Annotated in this window: 13 protein-coding genes and 1 pseudogene; 10 read left to right on the top strand and 4 right to left on the bottom strand. The window is 58.5% G+C overall.

Features of this window, described 5'->3' with window-relative positions:
- The 7 genes and pseudogenes from AX760_RS27835 to AX760_RS23720 form a co-directional block, all read left to right on the top strand.
- Positions 1-169, top strand: a pseudogene (locus AX760_RS27835) (ABC transporter permease); the annotation flags it as partial.
- On the top strand, positions 166-969 hold the full coding sequence (locus AX760_RS23745) for an ABC transporter permease (protein WP_071835488.1): 804 nt from the start codon (positions 166-168) through the stop codon (positions 967-969). The pseudogene AX760_RS27835 and the gene AX760_RS23745, both read left to right, overlap by 4 nt.
- Entirely contained in the window at positions 966-2,051 is a 1,086-nt protein-coding gene (locus tag AX760_RS23740; RefSeq protein WP_071835487.1) for an ABC transporter ATP-binding protein, read from the top strand. Before AX760_RS23745 ends, AX760_RS23740 begins: the two co-directional genes overlap by 4 nt.
- Positions 2,052-2,165: 114 nt before the next feature.
- Positions 2,166-3,032 carry a TauD/TfdA dioxygenase family protein gene (locus tag AX760_RS23735; RefSeq protein ID WP_071835486.1) on the top strand — a complete coding sequence of 289 codons (867 nt, stop codon included), beginning with the start codon at positions 2,166-2,168 and terminating at the stop codon, positions 3,030-3,032.
- A 33-nt stretch (positions 3,033-3,065) separates the two neighbouring features.
- Positions 3,066-3,719 (top strand): RraA family protein, encoded by a 654-nt coding sequence (locus AX760_RS23730; RefSeq protein ID WP_071835485.1) that lies wholly within the window; start codon positions 3,066-3,068, stop codon positions 3,717-3,719.
- A complete protein-coding gene (locus AX760_RS23725) occupies positions 3,716-4,567 on the top strand; it encodes a carbon-nitrogen hydrolase family protein (RefSeq protein ID WP_071835484.1) in 852 nt (283 codons plus the stop codon). The genes AX760_RS23730 and AX760_RS23725 overlap by 4 nt, the downstream gene beginning before the upstream one ends.
- A gap of 117 nt (positions 4,568-4,684) precedes the next feature.
- A complete protein-coding gene (locus AX760_RS23720; protein ID WP_071835483.1) occupies positions 4,685-6,136 on the top strand; it encodes an MmgE/PrpD family protein in 1,452 nt (483 codons plus the stop codon).
- Here the strand turns inward: AX760_RS23720 and AX760_RS28240 are convergent.
- Positions 6,027-6,476: a type II toxin-antitoxin system RelE/ParE family toxin gene (locus AX760_RS28240; RefSeq protein WP_083531320.1), complete on the bottom strand. Its 450-nt coding sequence runs from the start codon at positions 6,474-6,476 to the stop codon at positions 6,027-6,029. The two genes, AX760_RS23720 and AX760_RS28240, sit on opposite strands and share 110 nt — an antisense overlap.
- Positions 6,473-6,718, bottom strand: coding sequence for a CopG family ribbon-helix-helix protein (locus AX760_RS23710; protein ID WP_071835482.1), 246 nt, complete (start codon positions 6,716-6,718; stop codon positions 6,473-6,475). Before AX760_RS23710 ends, AX760_RS28240 begins: the two co-directional genes overlap by 4 nt.
- Positions 6,719-7,043: 325 nt before the next feature.
- Between AX760_RS23710 and AX760_RS23705 the strand changes: the two genes are divergently transcribed.
- Together AX760_RS23705 and AX760_RS23700 are read left to right on the top strand one after the other, a co-directional pair.
- Positions 7,044-8,072, top strand: a complete 1,029-nt coding sequence (locus tag AX760_RS23705; protein WP_175552128.1) for an ornithine cyclodeaminase — start codon at positions 7,044-7,046, stop codon at positions 8,070-8,072.
- 43 nt (positions 8,073-8,115) lie between these two features.
- Positions 8,116-9,465, top strand: a complete 1,350-nt coding sequence (locus AX760_RS23700; RefSeq protein WP_071835481.1) for an MmgE/PrpD family protein — start codon at positions 8,116-8,118, stop codon at positions 9,463-9,465.
- Positions 9,466-9,500: 35 nt separating this feature from the next.
- Here AX760_RS23700 and AX760_RS23695 read toward each other — a convergent pair whose 3' ends face one another.
- Positions 9,501-10,823 carry an amidohydrolase family protein gene (locus AX760_RS23695; RefSeq protein WP_245295091.1) on the bottom strand — a complete coding sequence of 441 codons (1,323 nt, stop codon included), beginning with the start codon at positions 10,821-10,823 and terminating at the stop codon, positions 9,501-9,503.
- 35 nt (positions 10,824-10,858) lie between these two features.
- Positions 10,859-11,098, bottom strand: coding sequence for a winged helix-turn-helix domain-containing protein (locus tag AX760_RS27825; RefSeq protein ID WP_245295090.1), 240 nt, complete (start codon positions 11,096-11,098; stop codon positions 10,859-10,861).
- Here AX760_RS27825 and AX760_RS27820 point away from each other — a divergent pair.
- Positions 11,030-11,239, top strand: coding sequence for a hypothetical protein (locus AX760_RS27820; RefSeq protein WP_245295092.1), 210 nt, complete (start codon positions 11,030-11,032; stop codon positions 11,237-11,239). The genes AX760_RS27825 and AX760_RS27820 overlap by 69 nt on opposite strands.
- Positions 11,240-11,361 lie beyond the last annotated feature (122 nt).

Raw genomic sequence — 11,361 nt, 5'->3', positions numbered from 1 at the left:
GCTCGCCACCATGATCTACGAGCAGGTGCTGTTTTATATCGACTGGCGCTTTGCCGCCGTCATGGCAATCGCGCTTCTATCGATGATGCTGGCTGTCTCCTTTCTCGGCATCCGCTATGAGACGCGCCGCAGTCTTCGCAGAAGCAACCGCGAAGGAGAAAGCGCATGAGCCATGTTTTGACGTTTCTTTTCTGGCTGGCAATCGTGCTGGTGTTGACCTTCATTACGCTGCCGCTTCTCGTCGTTGTTGCCGCCTCCTTCAGTCCGACCTCGGCCGTAACCTTCGTACCCTGGGAATGGACTTTCGACTGGTATGGCGATCTCCTGGCGGATCGGTGGCTGCAGCCTTTCCTGCTCAGCGTCAAGATTGCCACTCTTGTCGCCATCATCAGCGGGGTACTGGGCGTTCTTGCCGCTTACGCGATCGTTTATGAGCGGGTGCCGGGCAGCGACGCGCTGATGGCCGGCCTTTTGTCTCCGCTTTCGGTTCCGCAGATCGTCAAGGGCGTGGCCATCGTGTTGTTCCTGTCGATTATCGGCCTGCAGGGCTTTCTTGGAACGCCTGCCCTGATTGCGGCTCACGTCGTTCTCGCCCTTCCCTTTGTCACACGCATGGCGGCGACCTCGCTTGCCAACTTCGACGGCAACCTTGACCGGGCCGCCCAAAGTCTCGGTGCGTCCAAACGCCAAAGGCTCCAGCATATCGTGCTGCCGATGATCAAGCCGGGGGTGCTGTCAGGCGTCACTCTCGCCTTCATCATCTCGTTCAACAACATCCCTCTATCCGTCTTTCTCGTTCGCCCCGGCGACACGACACTGCCGATCACGGTCATCAACTACCTCGAATACAGCCTCGATCCGGTCATGGCGGCCGTCAATGTCGCATCGATGGCCTTCATTCTGACGGTGATTTTCCTGTTCGAGAAGATTGGCGGCTTCTCGGCTCAACTGCATGGTGGAAGCAAATGAACAATATCGACATCGAACTCGTCTCGGTCAGCAAATCCTTTGCCGGCATTCCGGTCGTCAAGGACTTGAACCTGAAAATCCCGCAGGGCGAATTTGTCAGCATTCTCGGACCGTCCGGATGCGGCAAGACCACAACCCTCAATATGATTGCCGGTTTCAACACGCCAAGTGCCGGAGATATCCGCGTTCGCGGGAAGAGCCAGAACCGTGTCCCGCCGGAACGGCGCAATCTCGGTCTGGTGTTTCAGAACTATGCGCTGTTTCCGCACATGACCGTCGCCGAGAATGTCGGCTTTGGCCTGCGCATGCGGGGGACATCCAGGAGTGACATTGCTGTGGCGGTGGATGCCGCCTTGCGCAGCGTGCGCCTCGATGGTCTGGCCGCACGTTATCCAAAAGCGCTTTCGGGCGGCCAGCAGCAACGGGTGGCACTGGCGCGCGCCATTGCTCCGCGGCCGTCCGTCCTTCTTCTCGATGAACCTTTGTCCAATCTTGACCTGAAGCTGCGTGAGGCGATGCGGATCGAGCTCAAGGAGATCCAGGAACAGCTGGGCATGACATTCGTCTACGTCACCCACGACCAGGAAGAGGCAATGGCGATGTCCGACCGGATCGTCGTCATGTGGCAGGGTGTCATCGCCCAGCAGGGAGAGCCTGTTTCCATCTACCGCAATCCCGCCACTCGCTTTGTCGCGGATTTCATAGGACGATCCAACATCCTGCCGGTCAAGGCGAGGAACGGCGGCCCGGGATTTCTGGATCTTTTGGTCGATGGCACGCCCATCGTCCTGCGATCGAGCCATACCGGGCGTTCCACTTCGGTTGCTTCCTGCTGCATCCGCCCCGAAAGTATTGCGCTCATGACCGATCCAGCCATTCAGGCCGGTCTGCAAAATCGCCTGGACGGCGTCATCAAACGGATCGTCAACCTTGGCGCCCAGCTTGAACTCCTGGTGGAGATTTCAGGCGGGTTGAACCTCACCGTCCTTGTCCGGTCAGGTCTGTCGGGGCGAGTGCCGGAGCTCGCCAGCACCGTCACCCTTGGCATCGATCCGCAGGAAGTTCTTGTGCTCTCGGACTGACCGGGGATCCATGCTTCCACCCTATCAATGCTTGACGATCGCTATTGGAATGCCCGTCAATCTCGCCTCTAGGATGGTGGTGGCCTTAGAGGAAGGTCGCAATAGGAGACAAAAATGCTGACGAAAGAACGACTGCGCGCGGTGCAAAATGAGAGCAATGTCTGCGCCGATATCGAAGGTTTCGATTTCAAATCCTACGACACGCGCGACATTGAGGAGCTGCGCCGCTTGTGGCTGCAATATGGGGTGCTTCGCTTCAAGCAGGCCGGCATCACCGACACCCAGCAGGTGGCGTTTTCCCGTCATTTCGGGGAATTCGTCATTCATCCCAAGCAGAAGCAGGAAGGCGGTCACCCGGATCATCCGGAGATCCTAGTGATCAGCAATGCGATGAAGGACGGCAAGCCGAGTGGTGCGATGGGCAATAGCGAGGCGACCTGGCACACCGACACCTGGTTTTATGAACGGCCGCCGGCCGGTGCCATTCTTCGCGCCGTGACCGTGCCCCCCTCCGGCGGCGACACCTATTTCCTGTCGACCTACAGCGCCTTTGAAACACTGCCACCCGCGTTGAAGAAAGAAACCGAAGGCCGGCAGATATTCTTCCAGAACGTCTATGACAAGACTGGTGCGCTGCGGCTTGGCAAGAGCGAACCCAGGACCCGGGATTTCCGCGAATGGAGCGGCATGGTCCATCCACTGGTTCGCACTCATGGCGAAACCGGACGCAAGGCGCTTTATCTCGGGGGGACCACGGACGGCGCCTGGATCGTCGGCATGCCGCTCGATGAGAGCGCAAGCCTGCTGGTCGAGCTTTGGGATCACACGACAAAAGGTCAGGACGTCTTCGTTCAGCAGTGGGATCAGGGCGACATCATGATGTGGGACAACAGGTGCACCATGCATCGGCGGGATGGCTTCGACCCGTCGACGATCCGCATCATGCATCGCACGACGACGGCCGGCGAACGGCCGATTTGAGCTAGTCCCACTCCCTCCCTTGAGAGCATTTCCATGACTGAAGATTACCGAATAGAGGCCAGGCGTTGGGCCTGGCCAGCAGATCTGTGCGATCTGCTGGCGGAGGTGGAGACCGCAACGATCGGTCATTTCGAGCATCTGGGCTTTGTTGGTTGCCAGGTGCGGCCGGTCTTTCCCTCAAGGGCGATCGGCAACGCTATCACCGTCGCGGCGCCAGGCCGCGACGGTGTCGTGATCTACAAGGCGATCGACCTTCTTGCTCCCGGCGACATCCTCGTGATTTCGCGTGTTGATCATGACGACATCGCTTGTGTCGGCGGGGGCGTAGCCGCGGCCGCCAGGGCGCGAGGTGCGGTCGGTATTGTCGTCGATGGTCCCTGCACGGATGCCTTGGAAATTGCTGAAAGCGGGTTTCCCGTCTGGTGTCGCGGCGTGTCTTCCAAGACCACCAACCGGGCGTTCCGGATCGGCGGCTCGATCAATGTTCCGATAGCCTGCGGCGGGACTGCGGTTCTGCCGGGCTATGCCGTACTCGCCGATGACGACGGTGTGTTCGTTGCCGAACCAGACCACATGCGGCAACTCGCTGCCGTCGCGCTTGCGCGGCAAAAGCGGTCCCGCCATCTGCGGCCGCACCTGGAGGCCGGCAAATCTATCTTTGACTACAAGACACCGGAGACACCATGAAGATCTCACTCATCCAGATGAATTCTCAACCGGATCGGGACCACAATCTGCGCCAGGCCCTTCGCCTGATGCAGGACGCTGTCGACCGCGACGATCCCAAGCTCATTATCCTGCCGGAACATTTCGACTGGTCGGGCGGCACACCGCGGGAGAAGTTTGATGCGGCCGACGCCGTTCCTGGCGGACGGGCCTATGATATCCTCCAGGATTTTGCAGCCTCGCACCGTGTCTGGTTGCATGCGGGCAGTCTTCTGGAGCGTGTTGAAGGAAGCGATCGTATCCGCAATACGACGGTTATTTTCGATGCCGATGGCATTGAGGTTGCGCGCTACCGAAAGATCCATCTCTTCGACATCGTTGCGCCTGATGGCAAGGCCTATCGCGAATCCGAGACAGTCGAGCGCGGGACTGACCTGCTCATCTATGAGATCAACGGCCTGCGCATCGGCTGCGCAATCTGCTACGACCTTCGATTTTCGCGTCTGTTCGATCGTCTGACACAAGCGGGCGTGGATGTCATCATTCTTCCTGCTGCCTTCACGCTTCAGACAGGGAAGGATCACTGGGAGGTTCTCTGCCGGGCGCGGGCTATCGAGTTCCAGGTCTATTTCGTCGCCTGTGGCCAGTGGGGCGCCTACCCGGCGGCCGGCGGAGAAACGCGGCACACCTATGGAAACTCACTGGTCTGCGATCCCTGGGGGCAAGTCATTGCGCGTGCGTCCGATACCGTTGGGGTTATCACCTCATATTTGGACATTGACCGCGTCCGGGCGGTTCGCAATCTTATCCCGATGGAAACCCATCGCCTCGACCTCGCCAACATGGCGGTCCGATCTGTCTTTCCATAGCCGCACGACGGCAACTGCGGCGATCTATCGGTAACAAACTCACCAGAGACAGAATCTTCCACCGGTCATCGCCGTGGCGGACGAAACATCTCTGTCTTTTCGACGAGGAGAAAGGCAATGCAGCAATCTGCAACGCGTATATTCGGAGACTATATTGCAGGACTTTCCATCGATGATCTGCCCATCGATGTGGTTGAGAAAGCAATCGACTGTCTGCTGGATTCGATCGGTTGCCTGCTCGGGGCCTACGCGCTCCCGCTTGCAGGCATTCTCGATGGGCTCGTATCGGACGTCGCCTCCACCGGCACCAGCCCGATCCTCGGCAGCGACAGGCGGACGGATCTCGCAACCGCAGCCTTTGTGCACGCGACACTGATCAACGCTCTCGACTTCGACGACATCTATCGAAAGGGCCATCCGGGCGCCACGGTGATGTCCGCCGCGTTGACGGTCGCAGCTCACGTCGATAGTTCAGGCTCAGAGCTGCTGGCCGCGATCGTTGCCGGGTATGAAGTCAGCGGTCGGGTTGCGATGTCGCTCACGCATCTTCATCCGCGCAAGACAATCCACGGGCACGGCACGTGGCAAGTCTTTGGCGCTGTGGCCGCCGCATCAAAATTGCTGAAGCTCGACCCTTTGCAGTCTGCCCACGCGATTGCGATCGCGGCCGCCAACGCACCCGTCGCATCGGTCATGAAGACGGTTTATGGCCATCAGCCGACGATGGCGAAAAACAATTTCGGGACGGCGGCGCAAACGGGGGTGAATGCCGCCTTCCTTGCCAAAAATGGCTTTGAAGGTCCGCTCGATATCTTCGAGGGCGAAACCGGTTTCTGGCGGATGGCCGGCGCCAATGGCTGTGACAACGATCAGTTGAGCACCGGTCTTGGCCAGAGTTTTGAAATCCGTGCTGTCGGTTTCAAGCCCTTCAGTTGCTGCCGTATCCTGCAGAGCAGCATCCAGGCATCGGTTCAGGCCTTCTCCAATGCCAAAATGTCTGCCTCCTCGGATCGTTTCAAGCGTTTGACGCTGATCGCGCCTCCGATTTTGTGCGAACCACCCTTCAATCAGCCTGCGCCGAAAGACGCGTGGGCCGCCCAGTTCAGCGCTCCCTGTGCAGTGGCTATGGCACTGCTTGAGGTAGAGCCCGGTCCCGCCTGGTGTTCAGACACCTGGCTGCGCAGTGAAGCTGTCGCCGGTCTGATAGCGAAGATGGAACTGCGTGCCGATGACCGCCAGAGCACGCTGGGCTCTCACCATGCCGCGGTCGCGCAACTGCAGACGGTCGATGGTCATTTGTTCGAGGCCGAGGTCAAGGTTGCTCTCGGTGAAGCTGCAAATCCGCTGGCGCGTCCATTCCTGGAGGAAAAGTTCAGGAGACTGGCCTCGCCGCGCATTGGTGCGGTACGCGCTGAGCGCCTATTGGCCAGTGTCACTGAAATCGGGCACAGCACCTCGGTCAGTCACCTGCTTTTGCAGCTTGGGCCAGAAGACGGTACTTCGACGCCCCTGGATTGTGCGTCGTGCGCCAAGGCATGTGATGGGCCGCGGGGATGTTGCAGGCCCTGATCGCAGCGCTCCGGTAGATTGTGCTGCGTACGGTTCGCGCTTGAAAACGCTGGAATGCCTTGGGCCATTTCTGATGGGCGTGCATGACCGTGATGATTTCGATGTCACGTCCAACTCGGTACGGTACAATGTGGGGAATATGGGCTTGCACGATTTCGCGCGTGCCTTGATGCGCACAACCACGTCCCGTGGCAGGCAAGTCTCTGAGCATGTCCACCGCCGTCACGATCCGCGCGACGACACGCGCATCTGCATCAGGATTGTCATTCTCGATGTATGCGCCGATATCATCAAAACGCAGCAAGGCTCGTAGCGTCCAGCGGATGCGTTTGTCACTCATGATTGGCGAACGGACCTGACGTATTTCCCCACGACTTTCGCGACGTCTTCTTCACTTGCGAACTCGCCTCGGTCAGCCTCTACCAAACCCGCTTCGATCTCGGCAAGCTGCCATTTTTCGCGTGCGACATAGTCCTCGATGGCTTGTGCGGCCATGTAGGAAGGAGAACGGTCGAACTTCTCGGCAATCCACTCAAGCTCATTAGCGTTCTCTTCCGAGACGCGCACGTTGAACGCGGTCATGGTGTGTGTCTCCTTGGTTTTCTACAGATACGTGTGAACCATGTTGGTTCGTCAAGGTTCTCGCGCACATGGTGCCTTACATTTGGGGTCTATGGTCTGTCCGCCTCGACACAGATGCCGTTGGTCGCTGGTCTTCGCATTTCTCCGCTGACCTCGGACTTCACCAGCCATTTCGTTACAAGATATTTGCCTGATATTGGCTTTCCTTCCCATGAAATCCACCTGAAAATACCATCACAAGATGTGGTTTCGGGAGGAATACGTCATGACGGCTGCAATCAAGACAAAGCTCAACGAGAGCCCGCAGTTCTTTTCCCTTTCGGACATGAAGGACCGCGGCGTTAAGCTTGAGCCCGGTGCGCTTCACCGCGTTGCCAGCGAGGCATGGTCCGATATCCGCCGTGGCCGGGCCTATGGTTTAAAGTCAGTTCTGCTGCCAGACGAAAGCGAATTGTGGGCGCGGCCCGAGTTGATCCAATACCAAAAAGAGTTTGTCGGCGAGCGGCTCGGATGGAAACTGTCGGCGCTTTCCAGCGTCGGACCGGACTATGCGGCAGTCAAGATTGTCGGCGCAAATGCGCTCAATCGACATTTGGGGCGTCCAAGATCGATGTCGACGATCCTGCTCTTTGACAAGGTGACGCTTGCCCCGATCTGCCTCATGGACGGGACCGAGATTTCTGCGGCCAGGACCGCTACCTATGCAACGACAATGGTCGAGCGATTTTTGTCCCAAAGCGACGGTCTTTCGGGTTTTGTCTTTGGCGCCGGTCCCATCGCGGAGCGCGTCATCCTCGGCCTTGGAATTTTTCCGGCGGGTACTTTTTCGAGGGTATTCATTCGAAGCCGGTCAGTGGAATCCGCCCGCAGGCTTGTCGCTGCGCTGAAGGATCGCGTGGTATTCCCGCTGATCGCCGTCGAGGACAATGACAGCCTTGGCGCTTGTGATCTGGTCATTACCGCCTCCAATGCTAGGAAGCCCCTCTTTGATGACTGTCAAGCCAATCCATATGCAATGACCCTCCATCTTGGCGGAGACGAGACGCCGGCACTCTATATCCAGCGCATCCTGAAAACAGGCCGGCTTATCTGTGACGACGTGGGAATGGTATCGCGCCGCAATTCCCAAAGCCTGGCGCTCTATTTTGCAAAGGGGCTCGCCACGCTGGAGACGCTGGGCCCACTCCTGGGTGTAACCAACTTTGCCGATCTCGACGACGATGTGCAAAAGCGTCCGGATGAACCCATTCACATCACCTGCGTTGGACTGCCCATGCTCGATCTCTATGTGGCCAAACATGTCTATGAGACTTTTTTGAAGGCGGGTCCGCAGACCGCAGGCGCTTCGATATGACAGGGGATGGGACACGGGGACGCAACTCAGAGTGAGGTGAGCCATGTACGCGGCCAGGACGCTTGGAGCCTATATCAGTACTTACAATGCTGACAATCTGACGCAGGGTATAAGAGACAAAACAGTCTGCTGCATGCTGGATGTGATCACCGCCGCCGTTGCGGGGTACGAGACGCCGTCCGCTGCGGCCGTTCGCCGGGTTGCCAGGATGATATTCGGCCCCGGGGCCTCTCCCATATGGTTTTCCGGGGAAACCATAAGCAGCACAGGCGCCGCTTTTTGCAATGCCGCGGCTGCGTCTGCTCTCGATCTCGATGACGGCCACCGGGCCGCACGCGGTCATCCCGGTGCAGCCGTCATCCCTGCCGTGTTTGCCATGGCTAGCGAAGTGTCCACCCCAAGCGAGGACATCATCACCGCCATTGCGCTGGGATACGAAATCGGGGTGCGCATCGCGGCTGCCCAGAACCCCAACGCCATCAGAAGCCGGCAATCCGGTCGCTGGACGGGCTATGCCGCCGTTGCCGCTGCCGGCAGACTATCCGGCATGACTGCAATCCATCTTTCGCAGGCCTTGGCAATCGCTGGGGTGCTTGCTCCGAACCAGGACGCGAATGGCAGCTCCGGATATTCGCAGCTCACCGGGAACGATGTGAAAGAGGGCATCCCCTGGGCCGTTTTAACGGGGATGACCGCGCTCCAACTGGCTCGATCCGGATATACCGGGCCGGAAGACATCCTCGATCATGCCTCGCATTATGACACGGCCAGCATCCTCAGCGATCTTGCTGAACCCCGCAAAATCGAGGGAACCTATTTCAAACCCTATGCCTGCTGCCGCTACATTCACCCGGCGATCGATGCGTTCTGCGATCTGAATTCGCAGCATGGCGTTGTCGCCGAAGAGATGACTGACATCGATGTCCAGACATTTGCGTGGGCGATCAAGCTTGGAAATCGCATCGAACCGGAAAACCTGACCGATATCCAATACAGCCTGCCATACTGCGTGGCGATCGCAGCGGTCAATGGCTGCCATGCGCTTGCTCCGATCGGCGCGTCTCTGCTGAACCGCCCGGATCTGTCGCGTTTCGCGCGCAGGGTGCGGATAACCGTGGATGATGCCCTTGATCACCGCTTCCCCACTGAAACGCTTGCTCGCGTGGTCATCGTCAACAGACAGGGACACCGCTTTGTCTCATCCATCACGACGCCGAGAGGCGATGTGCGTCGCCCGATGGATTGGGGCGATGTCCAGGAGAAATTCTTGAGGATCACTGCACCGAAGATGGGCAAGGAGAAGCAGCGCGCCTTCCTCGATGGTTTTGAACGGTTCAGGCAAGGCGATCCGGTCTCCCTTCTGGCGATGCTGAAACGGCCATTGGACCAGTGAGCATGCCAGCCGTCCCCTCGCTATGATCAATCTGGTCACACAATGCGTCCATTGCGAACGACCATCCTGCCGGCGATAAAAACGTCGCGAACGCGGCTCAGGTTCGTCCTGTCGGCGACGACAATGTCAGCGCGCTTGCCCTTTTCTATGAAGCCGCGATCTCCGGCCAGTTGCGGGAAGATGCGCGAAACATTCCCGGTTGCCAGTGCAACGGCCGCCGGGGCAGACATCTGCTTCTTGCGAATGATCCGGTGTATCGCCTCCAGTATCCCATCCCAGTGCCCACCGGCAAAGTCGGTCGATATAGTATCGACGAGACCCGACCCGATCAGCGCATCGAAGTTGACGGCATCGTTTCGCCAGCGGGTCGAAATGCAATCGAGCGTTGACACATCAATGACGGCACCGCGATCCCGCAATTTCGCGGCGACGTCTACAGCCTCGTCGGGCATGAACATCGGATGATTGGAATGTCCAGCCACAATCTGAGCCGCAGGGTATTTTTCGGCAAGTGCGATCAGGAGGTTGGCCGTTGGCGCGGCATTGTGAAAAATCGCGGGATAGCCGACGCGTAAGGATTGCCGGGCAATTTCTTCAAATCCCGTCAAGGCGAGCGAGACGGACGGCATGACGCTGTTGATGACAATTGAGCGGATCTGATCTGCCCTCGTCCTTCCAAGGCCAGATGCGTCGAGGATCGTCTGAAGCTCTTCGTCAGGCACACCGGCTTGCGGATCGAGATGCCGGCCAACGATTGCATTTTTCAAACGCCGTGCAATGGACGGATCAATATTTAAACCGGTTTCACGCCTGATGGCCTCTGGAATGAACCTGTATTCCTGGGCACCACCGCCCAGGGTCTGGCCTCCTCCAGCTTCTCCAAGGGCCTTGGCACCTTGGGTGAGCAACCGGTCAATCTCGCCGTGAATGTGGCGTGCAGACAGCCCGGCGCCGTCGATCGAAAGAGCAGCTTCAATGTTGCTCCTGGTGTGGGCTGTCGAGACATGGATGTCCATCGGATGGGACGTCGCAGATCCCTCATCGATTTCATCGGGAAACGCCAGTCCGCAGACATTGAGGAGCGTGGTCGTGCCTTCAAGAAGATGCCTGTTGCGATGGTGCTCGACCTCGCTGACCCCTAACCCTACTGAGCCACTCGGCATTGATGGTCCATGAATACAGCCGTGGGCATGCGCATTGATGATGCCAGGGATGATCGTGCAACCCGAGCAGTCGATCACATCGACATGGTCCTCCAGATTTTTGTGAAGGTACCCCGATGCGTCGATATCGGCTATCTGGCCGCAGCGCACGAGCACATCAGCCCTCGGGAGGTGAGTCGTCCCGTCGCCGGTCATCACGCTCGCATTCCGAAGTACTATGTTCATCGTGGTTACTCCGATGGCTCTGATCTGGCCCTAGGGATCGGGGAAGTTGCGCTGGCTGAGTTCTCGTCCAAGGCATATCCAACCGACCGGACTGTCCGGATCACATCAAATCCGCCAGCAAGCAACAGCGCCTTGCGAAGCCGTCCGATGTGCACGTTCACGGTGCGCGGTTCCACGTGGACATTCCGTGGCCAGGCATTCGCGATCAACTCCCGGCGATCGCAGACATGCTCGGGGTTTTGCAACAGATGCTGCAAGAGCCGGAATTCGGTCTGGCCAAGGTGAATATCAACGCCGTTGCGTTTCACCCGGTGCCCATCGAGATCGATCTCGATGCCCGCATAGACGAGTGGGGCGTTGCGATTTGTTTTCCTGGAAATGGGTAGTGCATCAGTCTGAAAATTGACATCACACGACCCGGTTCCCATGTTATGCTTAGCGCAAAGCAATAGCAGGATACCACATGCCTAAAGGACCAAAGGGGCAAAAGCGCCCCGCCGACGTGATC

Origin of the sequence: Pararhizobium antarcticum, from assembly GCF_001885585.1 — a bacterium.
GTDB lineage: Bacteria > Pseudomonadota > Alphaproteobacteria > Rhizobiales > Rhizobiaceae > Pararhizobium > Pararhizobium antarcticum.
Note: the sequence above shows the minus strand (reverse complement) of the source record. Positions and strands in the feature narration are given on the sequence as shown.